Source organism: Fulvimarina pelagi HTCC2506 (assembly GCF_000153705.1).
Taxonomy (GTDB): domain Bacteria; phylum Pseudomonadota; class Alphaproteobacteria; order Rhizobiales; family Rhizobiaceae; genus Fulvimarina; species Fulvimarina pelagi.
The window spans coordinates 3,211,806-3,229,297 of record NZ_DS022272.1 but is presented as its reverse complement, the minus strand read 5'-3'; the positions used below and the strand labels follow the sequence as shown (position 1 = coordinate 3,229,297).

Here is a 17,492-nt window from a genome sequence, read left to right as displayed (position 1 = left end):
GCCTGCCGCCAGCGTTCGTTCTGAGCCAGGATCAAACTCTCAGGTTCGATCAAAAGAGGTTAAACCCTGACCTTCTGTCGCTTGCTCAAAGCAAAAAGACGAAAGAACCAGACCCCAAAAAATCCAGCCAGCCCGAAAGCCAACAAGACCAAAATGAGACCCGGCATCGCCGATCATCCACCAGCCCAGGCCAAAACCCGAACCAGCCAAACAACCAACGTCATCTATGCTTCGAAAGACAAGACATAAGTCAGCGTTCAAAAGCTCTCCCCAGTCATCCCGAACGGCAAAGGTACCGCCCAAGAAGCCGGGAGCCGCAAAACGCCGCCCACGTCTCTCTTTCTTCTCAATTACATAACCAACTTGTCAAAGATCACGCAGACATTGAATGACTGCGCCGGACATCAGATCAACGCCTCACCGAGGCCCCTCACCCGTCCGTTTGGAGAAACAAGCTTCCATCCCGCCCGTTCGATCAAAGACCAGAACCCGGAGGGCGAAAGCGCTTCGCCGATATGGAGTGACACCGCAAAAGCTTCAAGACCCGACCAGCGTCTCCGCCGATCACCACAATCCCTAACTCAGGACCGCCGCCTCGAAACCCGGAACCAGAGCGAGCTGAAGAGCTCGCCGGCGGCCCCGCGCCGTCGATGAGCGGCATATAGGCCAATCAAATCCAAACCGTCAACACCGCCAAACCAGTTTTTTCCAACAAATCTCGCACCGCAGCAAAATGCCAAAACAAGCGCCACAGCCCGCAAAATAAGCGGACCAAACGTCACCTGAACAAAGAAAACAATCAGGCACAAAAGGAAGCAAAGGCAGTCAGACGCCTGGAAGGCCCGACCAACGGCATGGCGATCAGCAAGTCGTCATTTGCATCGCGCCGACTTTCTCGTCAGGCGGTCTCGCATACTGCAACGGGACACCGATGGGGTCCGTTGTGCGCTCCATACCCTGACAAGGCCAACCGCATGTCGCAGACCGTCCGTTCGTACGTAAATTCGATCCGCCCCGCCGTCAGCCTTGCCTTCTTCGTCAATGGCTTTGCGATCGGCAGCTGGACGCCGGAAGTGCCGGTACTCGGTGAAAGGCTGGGCCTGACGCCAGCGACATATGGCTTCATGGTCCTTATCTTCGGCCTCGGCGCCGTCGTTGCAATGCCGGTAGTCGGTGCACTGATTGCGCGGCGTGGATCACGTCAGGTTTCCATCGCAACCCAAGCCCTTCTAGCGGTCTCCGTCGCCAGCCTCATTGCGGCACCGCATCCGGCGCTGACAGCATTCGCGATTTTCATCTTCGGGGTCGGTCTCGGGGGCATGGATGTCGCGATGAACGCCAATGCCGTCTCGGTGGAAAGATCCATGGACCGAGCGATCATGTCGTCCTGCCACGGTTTCTGGTCTCTCGGTGCGGTCGCAGGTGCCGGAATCGGCGGCGCGCTGATCGAAGGCTTCGGCCCGTTGGGCCACACGCTCGTCGTCGCAAGCTTCGCCGCGCTCGCACTGGTCTACATCGCGCCCAACATGCTGGAAGATCGGCGGAACGCTACCCCAGCGGATGCCATAGGCCGACTGTCGATGCGCCAAATCCTCGCCGCCCAGCGCACACCGCTTCTTCTCGCCGTCGCAATCGGCGTCATCGCCCTTGGTGGCTTTGTTCAGGAAGGAGTCGTCATCGACTGGAGCGCGGTCTATCTGCGCGACGAACTCGGCGTTTCGCTCGCAGCATCCGGTTTCGGTTTCGCGGCCTTCTCCCTCACCATGGCGCTGTTTCGCTTCTTCGGCGACGGTATTCGTGAGCGATACGGAGCAGTGCGGACCGTCCGAGCCTCGCTCCTGATCGCCCTCGCAGGCCTCGTCGTTCTGATCCTGGCGACCTCGCTGCCGGTCGCTCTGATCGGGTTTCTGATCCTCGGCATCGGCATGTCGAACGTTGTACCGATTGCCTTCTCAGCTGCTGGCAATCTGAAGCGGCTCGCCGACGGAACGGGCATCTCAATCGCCTCTGCAATCGCCTATTCCGGCGGACTGATCGCGCCGGCAATCGTCGGCATCGTCGCCGATGCCTATGGCTTCAAGACGATCTTCGCGGCGCTCGCGACGATCTCCCTTGCGATCATCCTGTCGGCCGGGCTGTTGAAGCGAGCCGATCGGGGCGATCGCGGCGCTTAAACGAGAGCCCTCGGAGCTGATCGGCTCCGAGGGCTCGACGAAACTCTCGATGGGGGCTTAAAGCGAACTGCCCGGCGCGCTCGCCTGACCGGTGGTCTGCTCGTTTGCCTCGTCGTGCTCCATGATCGAAGCGTCTGCCTTCGATGCCGCCTGTTTCGGACCGCCTTTCGCGACGCCCACCATGGCCGGGCGCAGCACCCGCTCGCCGATGGCGTAGCCGGCCTGAACCACCTGAACCACAGTATTGTTCGGCACATCGGGGTTCGGCACTTCGAACATCGCCTGATGGTAATTCGGGTCGAATTTCTGGCCTTCAGGATCCAGCTTCTTCACACCGTGCTTTTCGAGTGTGGCCTGGAGCCCACGCTCTGTCATTTCGACACCTTCGATAAGGGCCGTGAGCCCGCTCTCGCCGCCGGCACGAGCTTCTTCCGGAACGGCATCCAGCGCACGGCGCAGATTGTCGGCGACCGAGAGCATCTCCCGTGCGAAATTCGTCACCGCGTAATTGCGCGCGTCCTTCACGTCGCGCTCGGTGCGCCGGCGCAGGTTTTCCATATCGGCCGCAAGCCGAATCAGTCGATCCTTGACGTCGGCATTCTCGCTTTCGAGCTCGATGATGCGGGCCTCATATCGCTCCGCCGTTTCCTCGCCTTCCAGAGTGCCCTCAGCGTCGTCGAAAGCAAGCGTTTCGTCGTTCTCGCCTTCGAGATTTGCGAATTCGCTTCTGCCGGTATCGCTCGTCATGCGTCGCGTTGTCCTTCGTCGGTCATGCCTTGGTCCGACAACACCGCACGGAAGCACGCCTGTCTTTGAGGTTTGCTTCGGGTGCTATCGGAAACTGTCACTAACTCGACCGCGCATATCGAATTGACGCGCGGGAAAATCAAGTCTGGACGCACAGCTGAAGCTCAGGTCCGGGACAAAAGTCGCGAGACCAGTCGGGCGGTATAGTCGACCATCGGTACGATGCGTCGATAGTTGAGCCGCGTCGGTCCGATGACGCCTACGGCGCCGATCACCCGCTCGGGTCCCGAGCCCGCCGCCTGCTTCTCATAGGGCGCAACCACGAGTGAAGAGCCGGAGAGTGAGAAGAGATTGTTTTCCTTGCCGATGAAGATGCGCACGCCATCGCCCTTCTCGGCAAGGCCGAGCAGTTCGATCATGCCGCTCTTGCTTTCCAGATCGTCGAAGAGGAGACGTAGGCGCTCCAGATCTTCGGTTGCGGAAACGTTGTCCAAAAGGTTCGCCCGGCCCCGTACAATGAGCCGGGAGGGCTGGTCGCCGCCGACCTCCGACCAGACCGCGAGGCCCTCGTCCACCAGTTGCTGTGAGAGGACGTCGAGCGCGGCATTGGTTTCGTTCTTCAAATGGTCGATTCGCGCCCGTGCCTCAGGCAGCGTCCGCCCAGCCACGTGGGCGTTGAGGAAATTGCCGGCCTCGGTCAACTGAGAGGGGGTGACGCCAGCGGGCAGATCGAACAGCCGGTTCTCCACCTCGCCGTTCACGCCGACGAGTACGGCGAGCGCCTTGGTGGGCTCCAGGCGAATGAACTCGATATGCTTGAGGCGCAGATCGGAGGTCGCGGTCAAGACGATACCGGCCCCGCGCGAGAGCCCCGAAAGAAGCTGACTCGCCTCGGTCAGGAGGCCGTCGAAAGAACGGCCGTCGCCGGCGAGCCGCACCTTCTCCTCGATTTCCTCCCGCTCCGATGCGGCGAGATCGCCGACCTCGAGAAAAGCGTCGACGAAGAAACGCAGGCCAAGTTCGGTCGGCATCCTTCCGGCGCTGACATGAGGCGAATAGATAAGGCCGAGAGCTTCGAGATCGCTCATCACATTGCGAACGGAGGCGGGCGAAAGCGAAGTGGTGAGCAGTTTGGAAAGCATACGCGAGCCGACGGGCACTCCCTGGTCGAGATAGCTTTCGACGATGAGCCTGAAGATCTCACGCGAGCGGGCGTCCAGGGGCTGAGGCATTTCACCGAGCGGATGCTTCAATTCGGTCATGATAGCGAGACTAGATAGTTTCGCGGCCGGATGAAACGGCTTGTGACAGTTTCATCCGCAAATCGCCGTCGACTTCGGCTGTTGGGGCGCCGACGCAAGACAGCGAGGCGGTCGGCGGTCAGGGGCAGGCCCAGTTATCCGCACATTCCTTAACCCTTTGGAAGCACGCCATCCCGATCAAGCAGCGCCGGATCCCCGAGCGCGATGAAGAAGCCGTTGGCGTAGATGTCCTCGTCCGGCTCGTGCGTGCGGCCATAGGCGAGTGGCTCGCCTGAAACCGTAACCACTCGCCCGCCGGCTGCCCTCAGCACAGCATCGCCCGCGGCCGTATCCCATTGCATGGTGCGGCCGAAGCGCGGGTAGAGATCCGCCTTCCCTTCGGCGATCATGCAGATCTTCAGAGAGGAGCCGATCGATTTACGGTCGGCGACGGTGAGACCATCGAGATATTTGGTGGTCTCCGGGCTGAGGTGATTTCGGCTCGCGACAACGTCGAGCGATTCACCTGCCTGTCGCACGCCGAGTTTTACCGTTTCGCCGCCCTTCTCGAGTGCCGGCTCCAGTCCGAGCCCGCCGTAATAGACTGCCCCCGTTTCCGGCACACCGACGCAGCCAAAGACTGGAACGCCCTTTTCGACAACCGCAATGTTGACAGTGTAGTCGGGTTTGCCTGCGATGTAGCTTTTTGTGCCGTCCAACGGATCGACAAGCAGGAAGACATCGCTCACCTCAGGAATACGCCCTGCAGAAAAGCGTTCCTCGGCGACGATCGGCAGCTTGTAGCGCGCTTCCAAATAAGACGTGATCGCGGTCTCTGCGGCCCGGTCAGCAACAGTTACGGGCGACTCGTCGACCTTGTACTCGACGTCGATCTTCGCCCTTATCCCGGTGATCGCGTCCATCCCGGCACGGACAGCGGCGATGATGTCGTTCGGATCGATGTCCGCCGTCGTGACGCTGCTCACCGCGGCTCCCTTTCGAAAATTGTGAAGCGCAGATTATCCGGGAAAGGTTGGGAGCCGCCTACTCGGCGGCCTCCTGCGTGATCTGAACCTCATCCCCGACCGTGGGCTTCGGCGTGTAGTTGAGAACCGGGCCGAGCCAACGCTCGATCTCTTCGACCGCCATCCCCTTACGCTCGGCGTAGTCAGCAACCTGATCCTGCTCGATCTTGGCGACTCCGAAATAATGCGATTCCGGATGGCCGATATAGAGGCCGGAGACTGACGAGCTTGGCCACATGGCGAAGTTTTCGGTCAGCTGCACGCCGATCTTCTCCTTCGCATCGAGCAGCTCGAAGAGAGTTTCCTTCTCGGTGTGATCCGGTTGAGCCGGATAGCCGGGTGCCGGACGGATGCCTGCATATTTCTCGGCTATCAGATCTTCGTTGGAAAGGTCCTCGTCCGGCTCATAACCCCAGAACTCCTTGCGTACGCGTTCGTGCATGCGCTCGGCGAAAGCTTCAGCGAAGCGGTCGGCAAGCGCCTTGACCAGAATCGAATTATAGTCGTCGTTCTGGTTCTCGAAGCGCTTGGAGATTTCTGCCTCCTCGAGCCCCGCGGTGACGCAAAAGCCCCCGACATAATCCTTGACGCCACTGTCCTTCGGGGCGACGAAATCGGACAGGGCGATGTTCGGCCGCTCGCCACGCCGGGTCAGCTGCTGGCGCAAGGTAAAGAAGGTCTGAAGCTCGTCCTTCCGACTATCGTCCCTGAAGAGCTTGATGTCATCGCCGACGGCATTGGCCGGCCAGAAACCGATGACGGCCTTCGGGGTGAACCACTTCTCGTCGATGATCTTCTTGAGCATCTCCTGCGCATCGGAGAATAGCGAGCGCGCCGTCTCGCCCTGCTTCTCGTCGTCGAGGATCGCGGGATAGCGGCCCTTCAGCTCCCAGGACTGGAAGAAAGGCGTCCAGTCGAAAGTCTTGGCGAGATCTTCGAGATCCCACTCCTCGAAGACCCTGATGCCAGTGAAGCTCGGCTGTTTTGGCGCGTAAGCGCTCCAATCGATCTTCACTGCGTTGGCGCGTGCATCGGCGAGCGTCAGACGCTTCTTGTCACGTTCGGAGCGCTCGTGCTTCTCGGCAACCTCAGCATACTGATCACGCACCTTCTGGATCGCGCTCGCGCGGGTCTCCTTCGACAGAAGCGACGATACGACGCCGACAGCGCGCGAGGCGTCGTTCACGTGAATCGCCTGCCCCTTCGTATAGGCCGGATGGATCTTCACCGCCGTGTGGACACGGCTGGTCGTTGCGCCACCGATCAGCAGCGGGACTTGGAAGTCCTGCTTTTCCATCTCGGCCGCGACATTCACCATCTCGTCGAGTGACGGCGTTATCAGACCCGAGAGGCCGATGATATCGACCTTGTTCTTCTTGGCCTCTTCGAGAATCTTTGCTGCGGGCACCATGACGCCGAGGTCGATCACCTCGTAATTGTTGCAGGCGAGAACGACGCCGACGATGTTTTTGCCGATATCGTGGACATCGCCCTTCACCGTCGCCATCAGGATCTTACCCTTGGCTTCGTCGTCGTCGCTCTTCTCCGCTTCCATGTACGGGTTGAGGTAGGCGACGGCCTGCTTCATCACGCGTGCCGATTTCACCACCTGCGGCAGGAACATCTTGCCGTCGCCGAAGAGGTCGCCGACGATGTTCATTCCGTCCATCAGCGGGCCTTCGATGACGTGAAGCGGACGTTCGGCGTTCTGACGCGCTTCTTCCGTGTCCTCCTCGATGAAGTCGGTGATGCCGTTGACGAGCGAATGGGACAGGCGCTCGTTGACCGGCTTCTCGCGCCAGGAGAGGTCCTTTTCCTTGCCCTTCGAGCCGCCCTTGTCCTTGTAGCGTTCGGCAAGCTCGAGAAGGTTCTCGGTCGCATCTTCCCCGTTCTTCGGGGCGCGGTTGAGGATCACATCCTCGCAGGCCTCGCGGAGTTCTTCGTCGATCGCATCGTAGACGATCAGCTGGCCCGCATTGACGATGCCCATGTCCATGCCCGCCTTGATGGCATGGTAAAGGAAGACGGCATGCATCGCTTCGCGCACGGCATCGTTGCCGCGGAACGAGAAAGAAAGGTTCGACACGCCGCCCGAGATATGGACGAGCGGCATCTTCTTGCGGATCTCACGCGCCGCCTCGATGAAGTCGACGCCGTAGTTGGCGTGCTCCTCGATCCCCGTCGCCACCGCGAAGATGTTCGGATCGAAGATGATGTCTTCCGGCGGGAAGCCGACCTCCTCGGTGAGGATCCTGTAGGCACGCTCGCAGATCTCGACCTTGCGATCCTTGGTGTCAGCCTGGCCGGTCTCGTCGAAAGCCATGACGACCACCGCCGCACCGTACTCGCGCACGAGCCGCGCCTGTTTCTTGAAGCTCTCCTCGCCTTCCTTCATGGAGATCGAATTGACGATCCCCTTGCCCTGGACGCATTTCAGGCCGGCCTCGATTACCTCGAACTTCGAGGAATCGATCATCACCGGCACACGCGCGATGTCGGGCTCGGACGCGATGAGGTTGAGGTAGTCGACCATTGCCTGCTCGGAGTCGAGCAGGCCCTCGTCCATATTGACGTCGATCACCTGCGCGCCGTTCTCTACCTGCTGGCGGGCGACTTCGAGCGCTGTAGGATAGTCGTTTTCCTTGATCAGTTTGCGGAAGCGCGCTGAGCCGGTCACGTTGGTGCGCTCACCGACGTTCACGAAGGGAATGTCCTTGGTCAGCGTGAAGGGCTCGAGGCCCGAAAGCCGCATCTGCGGTTCCTTCTCGGGCACCTTGCGCGGTGAATGCTTGGAAACAGCCTTGGCGACGGCCGCTATATGATCGGGCGTCGAGCCGCAGCAGCCGCCGACGATATTGACCAGACCGTCCTTGGCGAACTTCTCCACTTCGGCGCCCATAGCCTCGGGACTCTGGTCGTACTCGCCAAACTCGTTCGGCAGGCCGGCATTGGGATAGGCGCAGACGAAGGTGTCCGCGACGCTGGATATCTCGGCGAGGTGATCCTTCATGGCTTCTGCGCCAAGGGCGCAATTGAGGCCGATGGTGAACGGCTTGGCGTGGCGCACCGAATGCCAGAAACCGGTCGGCGTCTGACCGGAAAGTGTACGACCCGAGAGGTCGGTGATCGTCCCGGAGATCATAATCGGCAACGTCACACCTTTTTCCGCGAAGATTTCTTCGCAGGCAAAGATTGCCGCCTTCGCGTTGAGCGTATCGAAGATCGTCTCGATGAGGACAAGATCGATGCCGCCGTCCATGAGTCCGCGCAGTTGCTCGCCATAGGCTTGGCGCAGTTCGTCGAAGCTGGTGGCTCGGTAGCCTGGATTGTTGACGTCCGGCGAGATCGAGGCGGTGCGGTTCGTCGGTCCGAGCGCGCCGGCGACGAAGCGGCGCCTGCCATCGGTGTCCTCCGCGCGCAGGCACGCTCTGCGGGCAAGCCGCGCACCGTCCCGGTTCAGTTCATAGACCTGATCCTCCATCGTGTAGTCCGCCTGGGCGATGGAGGTGGAGGAGAACGTGTTGGTCTCCAGGATATCCGCGCCGGCCATGGCGTAGTTGTAATGGATATCCTCGATCTGCTTGGGCTGCGTCAGGTTCAGAAGGTCGTTGTTGCCTTGCAGATGGCATTCGCAGTTGCCGAAGCGGTGACCGCGGAAATCCTCCTCGCCGAGGCCGAGAAGCTGGATTTCCGTACCCATCGCACCGTCGAGCACGAGGATGCGTTCCGAAACGGCTTGCGTAAGGGCTTCAAGCGTCTCCGCTGGATTCCGGCCTTCGGTCATCGGGCCGAAGAGCTGGTCGGTCGTGTCGGACATGTATTGATCCCTTTTCATCAGTTGCCCGCGAAATCACATAAAGATATGTTTATGTCAACAATTGATGGAGCGATCTCGGGCGCCGACTGACCCGCAGAGCGGCTCGTAGAACGCCGGCCAACGCTCTTTATAACTAGGCAGAAACACGAGAAGGCACTAAGCTTTCACAATGTCCGCACTGCCCCATGATGTCCTGGAAGCTGGAGATCCCCTGCCGAACACCACGCAGGCCGCCGAGGGCTTGCCGCGCCGCCGCTTTACGGTCTCGGAGATCGAGGCTTTCGTAGAAACCGGCGTCATTCCCGAACACGAACGGTTCGAACTGATCGGTGGGGAGATCGTGCCCATGTCGCCAAAAGGCATGCGCCATGAACGTTTGAAGACGTGGCTCGCTAAGACACTTTACCGAGAGCTCCCAGATCGTTTCCTCACGACGTCCGAAACCACCTTGAAGCTCACGAAAGATAGTTTCTTCGAACCCGATTTCGTCATCTACGAGAGTTCTTCGGGGATTGAGAATCTCGATCCAGCCACCTGCCTCCTCGCGATCGAGATCGGCGTGTCCAGCCTCGCCTATGACCAAGGCCCCAAGGCGGCCATCTATGCCTCCTTCGGCGTGCGCGAACTCTGGGTGATCGACGGAACGCGCTTGAAGACCCGCATCCTCCGCGATCCCGGCCCCGACGGCTACGCCTGGATCGCCGATCATGCGGCGACGGAGCGGCTCGAACCGCTGGCGGTCCCGGGCTTCTCGCTGTGCCTCGCCGATTACGAGGCGTTTAAGGGCTAAGTCAGGACCTTTGATTGACAGGCGAAATCACCGTCCTGGCCGCTCTACGGACGCTAGGAATTGACCAATCGTCTTCTGTATCGCGGACCCCTCGTCGATCCAGCCAGCCATCTGGAAGATGCCGTGGATCGTGCCGTCGAGCCTATGGTGCTCGACCACGACCCCTCCCTCCCTCAGCCGGTCGGCAAATGCCTCTCCCTCGTCCCGCAGCGGGTCATGCTCACAGGTGACGAGCAGGGTGCGCGGCAAGGCGGTAAGATCGTCAGCGAGGAGTGGCGAGACAGTCGGCGATGTCCGGTCCGCCGCATTCGGCACGAAGAGGCTGTTCTCGTAGAGCAGCGACTCCTTGGTCATCACGTGACCGGCCTCCGTATGCAGCGACCTCAAATCCCGGTCGGGACGCAGGTCTGTGTTCGGATATAACATCACCATCGCCTCGGGCATCGCATCGCCCGCATCGCGCAGGGCGATCGCGACAAGTGCGGCGAACATCCCACCGATGGAGTCCCCACCGATTGTGATCTCTTCGCGATCGCAGCCGAGCTCGCCGGCCTTGGCCATCAGCGCCCGAGTCGCCGCAATGCAGTCATTCTGCGGCGCCGGTGAAACGTGTTCGGGCGCCAAGCGGTAGTCCACCGAGGCAATCGTCCGGCTGGTCGCCGCCGAAAGCTGCCGGAGTGCTGTGTCGTGGCTTTCGAGCGAGCCTGCCATCGCTCCGCCGCCATGATACCAGATCAAGAGCTTCGTGCGCTCCGCCATCGCGGGCTTATAGAGCCGAACGCGGATATCGCCCGCCGGCCCGTCGACCGCGATCTCCTCGCTCAGTATACCGTCGGGCGCTGAACCCGAATAATCGACCATTGCCCCAGTCAATGCCCGAGCCTGTTCGAGCTTCTGCGCATCGTCGCGGGGCGCTATCTGGACGCCTGCCTTCCGCGCGAGATCGGCGAGAACCGCTTTTGACTGATCGCTCAGCATGTTAGATCCAGCGCCTTTTTTTGAAGTAGATCAACAGACCAACCGCTATCGCGATCATCAGCCCGAGCGCTACCGGATAGCCGATCGGCGACTGGGTGAGCGGCATGTTCCACTCGGATATCTCCGGGTTGAAGTTCATGCCCCAGAGGCCCGCCAGGAAGCCGAGCGGAATGAAGATGGTGGAGATGATCGTCAGGAGATTGATCACCTCGTTTGTCTGCGCCGCCGAAAGTGTCATGTGTAAATCGACGAGACCACCTGCGGTATCGCGATAGGTGTCGTTGAGGTCGATCAGCTGGTCGCAATGGTCCTGCACGTCGGCTAGATAGATCTTCGTCTCTTCGCTCAACCAGGGCCGCTCCAGACGGATCAGCGCGCTCAAGGCGTCCCGCGTCGGGCGCACGAAGCGTTTGAGGTAAAGCATCTCGCGGCGCATGGCGTGAAGCTCGGGCACCTGGACGGCGTCGACATCCTCGAAAATCTCTTCCTCAAGCCGGTCAATCTTCTCCGTCTGTCCATCGAAGATTGGGAAGTAGGCATCGACCACCGCGTCGATCAGCGCGTAGGCGAGATAGTCGGACCGACCGGCATGAAGACGCGGTGCGCCCTTCGCGATTCGCTTGCGCACGGGATCGAAATTGTCGCCGGCCCGCTCCTGGAAGGTGAGGACGAATCCGTCACCGAAAAACACCGAAAGCTGTTCGGACCGCCCCTGTGCGTCCAGCATCCGCATCACAACGAACGCATGGGCGGCGTAGGCATCGCACTTCGGCCGCTGGTCCGTATTGACGACGTCCTCGAGCGCCAGATCGTGGAGGCCGAAGGCCGAGCCAATCCGCTTCACGAGATCGACGTCCGAAAGTCCTGTGAGGTCGAGCCAGACGACCGGCCATTCATCGCGTTTGGCGAACGCGGTTTCGAGATCGACATCCGCAATCTCTTCGTATCGCCCGCCTCCGAACCCGCGAAAGCATAAGCGCGAGCGTTCGGCCTCAGGGTCGGCAACAAGCTGGCCCGGCGGCGCGCCAATCTCTGATCGCTTGGTCTTCTCAACCTTTCGCCTTCGACCTCTACCGAACGGGTTTCCCACCACTGCCGCCCCCTCTTTCGTCGCGCTCCTCAAAATCAGGAGCCAGTATCGGTAAAGGTAAGGCAGGAGCCGGTAGCCGGTTCCGCGACCAAAGTCAGACGAACGTGCCTATCCCTTGCCGCCGAAGACGCGTTTGGGATGGAACGAGCCCTGATCGATCGCACCGAGGGCGATCAGCCGGCCATGGCCGGTAGCGAATGCCTCGTCGCAGAAGGCCGGAGCGTCGCGGCCACGCAGGAGAACGGAATTGCCTGCAAGCACCCGCCCGGCCTGATCGTCGTTCAGCATCACCTCGTAGAGCTCGGAGAGCGCCGCCTCCGGCGCGATGATGTACTCGTCCAGAGGCCCGAAATCGAGAATGCGGGCCTTCGCGCCGGATTCGATCGCCTCTTCGTCCAACTCCTCGCGGTTCTCGTCGGCGACGTCGATCAGTTCGTCGAGCGGCACCATGTCCTCCTCGGTGAACGCGCCGACCGTCGTGCGTCGCAGTTCGGTGATGTGGCCGAAGCAGCCGAGATCGCGGCCCAGATCGCGGGCGATGGCGCGCACATAGGTCCCCTTACCGCATTCGGCCTCGAACACGGCGCTGTCGGCATCCGGCATCTCGACAAGGCCGAGACTGTGTACCGTCACAATCCGGCTCTCGATCTCCGGCGCCTCCCCACTGCGGGCGAGATCATAGGCGCGTTCGCCGCCGATCTTGATCGCCGAAAAGGATGGCGGTACCTGTTCGATCTCGCCGGTATAGTTCGGCAGGAGATCGCGGATCTCGTCCGCGTTCGGGCGCAGATCGGAGGTCCCGACCGCTTCGCCCTCGGTGTCGTCCGTCGTCGTCTGGACGCCCCAACGTACGGTGAAGCGGTAGGTCTTGCGGCCGTCCATCACGTAGGGAACGGTCTTGGTCGCATCGCCGAATGCGATCGGCAGAAGCCCCGTGGCTAGCGGATCCAAAGTGCCGGCATGGCCGCATTTTTGCGCGAAGTAGAGCCATTTCAATTTCGAGACACAATCGGTCGAACCCATACCCTTCGGCTTGTCGAGGATCACCCAGCCGCTGATCGGCCGACCCTTCGCCTTCTTGCCCCGGCGTGCCATCAGTTTCGCCCTCCGCTCGCATCGTCCTCATCATGGTTGAGGTCCTGCTGCACTTCGGGAGACTTCAAGAGCGCGTCGATGCGCGCGAAATTGTCGAAGGATGTATCTTCGCGAAAGCGAATTTCAGGCATGTATTTCATCTGCTTGAGAGAGGGCGTCACTCGCCCGCGAATGAATTTCGCATGATCGTTCAGCGCCTTGATGAACGGCTGCATATCCTCTTGGCCGAGCACGGTCACATAGGCCGTCGCGATCTTCAGGTCCGGCGACATACGCACCTCCGATACGGAGACGACCGCGCGTTCGAGAAGCGGATCGCGAATCTCACCGCGCTGCATCACCTCGGTCAGAGCGTGGCGCACCTTTTCACCGACTGAAAGCTGGCGCTGGCTTGGGCCGGCATTGGGTTTGGATCGGGCCATGGCGGGCCTTTCGGTCTCTGGGCTCGATCGAAGCTCCTGCCAGGCAGCCCCGGGTCCGGGTGCCTCGGCATCAACAGCAAATGGCGGCCCCACCCGGGCCGCGCTGCATGTTCGATCAGTTCTTGTTTCGATGCGGCGGCCACCAAGGATGGGACTTGCCCGGCCGTCCGTGTTTCAGGCGGCGTTACCTGCTGGCTCCGGCGGAAGATGTCAACCGCACTTACGAGCAAATCTGAGGCTGCACTCCGCCCGCAATGTTTCGATCCGACCCAGAACCTGCTGGCCGGCGGACCTCTCTGGTGAGCCAGTGCCCCTCAGAATACCCAGCGGTCGATATTGCCTGCCGCGGGTCACCAGGAGAGATATGCTCGTCACCAGTATTCCGAGATCGCATTTTGCCTCGGAATCACGCCATATACCAGCCGTGGCTCGCCGTGATCGACTGTCCCGTCAGCGCATTCGTTTTGAAGGCTGCTAGGAAAACCGCAACGTCTGCGACGTCCTGGAGTGTCGTGAATTCCGTATCCACGGTCTCGCCGAGCATGATCTTCGAGACCACTTCTTCTTCGGAAATTCCGAGGCTTTCCGCCTGTTCGGGAATCTGCTTTTCGACCAGCGGCGTCTTCACGAAGCCCGGACAGATGACGTTGGACCGGACTCCGTGCTTGGCCCCCTCCTTCGCCATCACCCGCGACAATCCGAGAATGCCGTGCTTCGCCGAGACATAGGCCGTCTTCAGCGCCGAGGGCTCGTGGCTGTGCACCGAGCCCATATAGATCAGCGATCCCGACTTCCGCGGATACATATGCCTCACGCAGGCCTTGGTCAGAAGGAAGGCGCCTCCCAGATGGATGTCGATCATCTTCTTGAACTGATCGTACGGAAAATCCTCGATCGGATGGACGATCTGGATGCCGGCGTTCGAGACCATCGTATCGATCTTGCCGAACCGCTCCACCACTTGGTCGACGCCAGCATTCACCGCGCTCTCGTCGGTCACGTTCATCTCGACGGCCAGTCCCTTACTGCCCGCATCTTCGATTTCCGCGACGACTTTCTTCGCACCGTCCATGTCTATATCGCCGATGGCGACGTTCGCGCCCTCCCTGGCATAGCTCAGTGCGATCTGCCGGCCGATACCCGAGGATGCGCCGCTGACGATCGCGACATTGCCCTGAAGTTGCATGATGAGATCTCCTTGCCGTCCAGCCTTCCGGCACCTCGGCGATTCGACGCTTGGAACGCCATGCCGGGCCTGTCCTGCCTTCCCGGTCAGACGATTTGTGCTCTGCAGCACGAACGGCAAGCCTTGGTCGCCGGTTGCATGCAAACCTTGCCTTGACTGCGGGGACGAAACACCGGCTGCACGGTGTGCCCGTGCCGGAATTTTCGCCCGGCCCGCTGCTTGAACGTGAACGCGTTTGGCGTTATCAGGGCGCAGTTCGCCGGCAGCGCCGGTCGGGCCGCTTTAGCTCAGTCGGTAGAGCAACGCATTCGTAATGCGTAGGTCGCGTGTTCGAGTCACGCAAGCGGCACCATTTCTTCCCAAATTCAGCTAGTCGCCAATCTTTACTCATCTCAGTCGAACAGTGTCGTCGGCCGGACGGCGAGGACTGTGCCGAGATCCTTCTCGCTGCCTGGCAGCGATGGGCGACGAGATTGCCGGTCCGATCGAAATTGGGCCCCCGGAATAGCCTTCGAGGATAGAGCACGATGTCAGCTTTGCTATTCGAGCGTGAACTTCGCAGAAACGCTGCGCGCGCCGATTGAAGAGGCAATGCCCCACCGTCAGCGCCTTGCGTGGTCCGATGAAGACGCCGGTGCAGCGGCCATAGGCGCGCAATTTACCTGCCCGACCGCATTCCACGGCGCCTCGCCGATTTCGACGCGTTGGCGTGCTGGGTCCTCGGCATCCTGCGCTATCGCGACTGAAACCACGACGCAGCGCTCGAGCGAAACAAACAGCAGGTAAGCCGGCTTATCAGAGTAAAAGCCTTGCTGAAGGACGTGTTGCAGGCACCGCTCGGTCGCCGTCTTTGCGCTTCATTCGATCGGCTCGCGGTCATAGAGCCACGGCGTGACCTTTCGCTGCTTCTCCTCGAATGCAAAGATAGCATCGCCTTGATCGAGCGTCTGTCCGATCTCGTCGAGGCCGCGCAGCAGGGCGTCGCGGCGGTAGTCCTCGATCTCGAAGGCGAAGACGGTGCCGTCGGCAAGCCGCACCTCCTCATCTTCGAGGTCGACGGTCACCTCCTCGCCGCGCCTGGCCGCTTCCATCACCACGTCCACCTCGTCCGGCGACAACGTGACGGGCAGGATGCCGTTCTTGAAGCAGTTGTTGTAGTGGATGTCGGCGTAGGAGATCGCGATGACCGCCCGGATGCCGAAGTCGTACATCGCCCAGGGGCTGTGCTCGCGCGACGAGCCGCAGCCCCAGTTTTCGAGGCTTACAATGATCTTGGCGTTCCGCCAGGGCTCCTGATTGAGGACGAATTCCGGGTTCTCCGTCCCGTCCGGCTTGAAGCGGTGCTCCTGAAACAGCGACCATGCGAGGCCTTTCTTGGTCACGGCCTTCAGCACCGGCTTCGGCGTAATCATGTCGGTGTCGACGTTGTTGATTGGCATCGGCGCGGCGATCCCGGTAACGGATACGAACTTCTCCATCTTATCTGCCTCCATTCCAGCTGCGCACGTCGACGAAACGGCCGGCGATCGCAGCTGCGGCTGTCATCGAGGGGCTGGCGAGATGCGTGCGCCCACCCGGCCCCTGCCGGCCAATGAAGTTGCGATTCGAGGTCGAGGCGCAGCGCTCGCCGGGCGAGAGCTTGTCGGCATTCATGCCGAGGCACATGGAGCAGCCGGGCTCGCGCCATTCGAAGCCGGCCTCGGTGAAGATCTTGTCGAGCCCCTCCTGTTCGGCCTGTGCCTTTACAAGGCCCGACCCCGGGACGACCATGGCCGAGGTGATGCTGTCAGCGATCCGATGGCCCGAGACGACGGCGGCGGCGGCGCGCAGATCCTCAATCCGGCTGTTGGTGCAGGAGCCGATGAAGATGCGGTCGAGCGGCACGTCGCCGATCGCCTGACCGGGCTTCAAGCCCATATAGTCGAGCGCCGCCTGGATCGCCTGCCGCTTCTTCTCGTTCGCTGCGGAGTCTGGGTTGGGCACGGTGCCGGAGACCGGGATCACGTCCTCCGGGCTGGTGCCCCAGGTCACCATTGGCTGGACGTCCGCGCCGGCGAACTCGATCTCGCGGTCGTAGGTGGCACCGTCGTCGCTCGGCAGGGTCGACCAGTAGTCGATCGCCTGGCTCCAGTGGGCGCCTTTCGGCGCGCCCGGCTTACCCTCGATATAGGCATAGGTCTTCTCGTCGGGCGCGAAGAGCCCCGCCCGTGCGCCGGCCTCGATCGACATGTTGGAGATCGTCATGCGCCCTTCCATCGAAAGCGCGCGCATGGCCTCGCCGGCATATTCCACCACATGGCCGGTGCCGCCGGCGGTGCCGATCTTGCCGATCGTCGTCAGCATCAGATCCTTCGCCGTCACGCCGAAGGGCAGCGTGCCCGAGACCGAAATCCGCATGTTCTTCGAGCGCTTGGTGAGCAGCGTCTGGGTCGCCAGCACGTGCTCTACCTCGGACGTGCCGATGCCGAAGGCGAGCGCGCCGAACGCGCCGTGGGTTGCCGTATGGCTGTCGCCGCAAACAATCGTCATGCCGGGCTGCGTCAGCCCCTGCTCGGGCCCGATCACGTGAACGATGCCCTGCCGTCGATCGGTCTGGTTGAAATAGGTGACGCCGAACGCTTGCGTGTTCTCGGCCATCAGCCGCAGCTGCTCTCGGGAATCAGGCTCGGCGAGATCGTCGCGGCGGCCAGAAAAGGTCGGAACGTTATGGTCCGCGACGCCCAGCGTCGCCTCGGTGCGGCGGACCGCCCGACCGGCATCGCGCAGACTTTCGAAAGCCTGCGGGCTGGTGACCTCAATGACGAAATGCTGGTCGATATAAAGGATCGTCAGCCCGTTCGCCTGCGCCGCGACCACATGACTGTCCCAGATCTTGTCGTAGAGGGTTTTTGGCATTTCGACGTCCCGGCTCTTCTCGAACGCGGCGT

At 61.3% G+C, this 17,492-nt stretch carries 13 protein-coding genes, 1 tRNA gene and 1 rRNA gene (1 of these 15 only partly in view); 3 read left to right on the top strand and 12 right to left on the bottom strand.

The features are described from left to right. A 16S ribosomal RNA gene (locus tag FP2506_RS14985) occupies positions 1 to 47 on the bottom strand (it extends 1,433 nt beyond the left edge of the window). Positions 48 to 974: 927 nt separating this feature from the next. Between FP2506_RS14985 and FP2506_RS14980 the strand changes: the two genes are divergently transcribed. Continuing rightward, entirely contained in the window at positions 975 to 2,174 is a 1,200-nt protein-coding gene (locus tag FP2506_RS14980) for an MFS transporter (RefSeq protein WP_007068396.1), read from the top strand. 57 nt (positions 2,175 to 2,231) lie between these two features. Here the strand turns inward: FP2506_RS14980 and grpE are convergent, their stop codons facing one another. The 4 genes from grpE to metH form a co-directional block, all read right to left on the bottom strand. Further along, on the bottom strand, positions 2,232 to 2,921 hold the full coding sequence (gene grpE / locus FP2506_RS14975) for a nucleotide exchange factor GrpE (RefSeq protein WP_007068395.1): 690 nt from the start codon (positions 2,919 to 2,921) through the stop codon (positions 2,232 to 2,234). Between the two features lie 164 nt (positions 2,922 to 3,085). Beyond that, complete coding sequence (hrcA, locus tag FP2506_RS14970; protein WP_007068394.1) at positions 3,086 to 4,183, bottom strand: heat-inducible transcriptional repressor HrcA; 1,098 nt, start codon at positions 4,181 to 4,183, stop codon at positions 3,086 to 3,088. Between the two features lie 149 nt (positions 4,184 to 4,332). Continuing rightward, positions 4,333 to 5,148, bottom strand: coding sequence for a 3'(2'),5'-bisphosphate nucleotidase CysQ family protein (locus tag FP2506_RS14965; RefSeq protein ID WP_007068393.1), 816 nt, complete (start codon positions 5,146 to 5,148; stop codon positions 4,333 to 4,335). 58 nt (positions 5,149 to 5,206) lie between these two features. After that, positions 5,207 to 9,004, bottom strand: coding sequence for a methionine synthase (metH, locus tag FP2506_RS14960; RefSeq protein ID WP_007068392.1), 3,798 nt, complete (start codon positions 9,002 to 9,004; stop codon positions 5,207 to 5,209). Positions 9,005 to 9,173: 169 nt separating this feature from the next. Between metH and FP2506_RS14955 the strand changes: the two genes are divergently transcribed. Next, a complete protein-coding gene (locus FP2506_RS14955) occupies positions 9,174 to 9,794 on the top strand; it encodes a Uma2 family endonuclease (protein ID WP_007068391.1) in 621 nt (206 codons plus the stop codon). 27 nt (positions 9,795 to 9,821) lie between these two features. On the opposite strand, the gene FP2506_RS14950 is transcribed toward FP2506_RS14955, so the two are convergent. The 5 genes from FP2506_RS14950 to FP2506_RS14930 all read right to left on the bottom strand — a co-directional run bounded on the left by FP2506_RS14950 (position 9,822) and on the right by FP2506_RS14930 (position 14,565). Next, on the bottom strand, positions 9,822 to 10,772 hold the full coding sequence (locus FP2506_RS14950) for an alpha/beta hydrolase (RefSeq protein ID WP_007068390.1): 951 nt from the start codon (positions 10,770 to 10,772) through the stop codon (positions 9,822 to 9,824). Position 10,773: 1 nt separating this feature from the next. Continuing rightward, positions 10,774 to 11,865, bottom strand: coding sequence for a magnesium/cobalt transporter CorA (gene corA / locus FP2506_RS14945; RefSeq protein WP_148227591.1), 1,092 nt, complete (start codon positions 11,863 to 11,865; stop codon positions 10,774 to 10,776). A 105-nt stretch (positions 11,866 to 11,970) separates the two neighbouring features. Continuing rightward, positions 11,971 to 12,957 carry a tRNA pseudouridine(55) synthase TruB gene (gene truB / locus FP2506_RS14940; protein ID WP_007068388.1) on the bottom strand — a complete coding sequence of 329 codons (987 nt, stop codon included), beginning with the start codon at positions 12,955 to 12,957 and terminating at the stop codon, positions 11,971 to 11,973. Further along, positions 12,957 to 13,379 (bottom strand): 30S ribosome-binding factor RbfA, encoded by a 423-nt coding sequence (gene rbfA / locus FP2506_RS14935; protein WP_007068387.1) that lies wholly within the window; start codon positions 13,377 to 13,379, stop codon positions 12,957 to 12,959. Before rbfA ends, truB begins: the two co-directional genes overlap by 1 nt. 406 nt (positions 13,380 to 13,785) lie before the next feature. Continuing rightward, on the bottom strand, positions 13,786 to 14,565 hold the full coding sequence (locus tag FP2506_RS14930) for a 3-hydroxybutyrate dehydrogenase (RefSeq protein ID WP_040490047.1): 780 nt from the start codon (positions 14,563 to 14,565) through the stop codon (positions 13,786 to 13,788). A gap of 276 nt (positions 14,566 to 14,841) precedes the next feature. On the opposite strand from FP2506_RS14930, the gene FP2506_RS14925 reads away from it, so the two are divergent. Beyond that, positions 14,842 to 14,917 (top strand) — tRNA-Thr (locus tag FP2506_RS14925). A 505-nt stretch (positions 14,918 to 15,422) separates the two neighbouring features. Here the strand turns inward: FP2506_RS14925 and leuD are convergent. Both leuD and leuC read right to left on the bottom strand, forming a co-directional pair. Further along, positions 15,423 to 16,043: a 3-isopropylmalate dehydratase small subunit gene (leuD, locus tag FP2506_RS14915; protein ID WP_040489174.1), complete on the bottom strand. Its 621-nt coding sequence runs from the start codon at positions 16,041 to 16,043 to the stop codon at positions 15,423 to 15,425. Between the two features lies 1 nt (position 16,044). Next, a complete protein-coding gene (gene leuC / locus FP2506_RS14910; RefSeq protein WP_007068383.1) occupies positions 16,045 to 17,460 on the bottom strand; it encodes a 3-isopropylmalate dehydratase large subunit in 1,416 nt (471 codons plus the stop codon). Between the last annotated feature and the right edge of the window lie 32 nt (positions 17,461 to 17,492).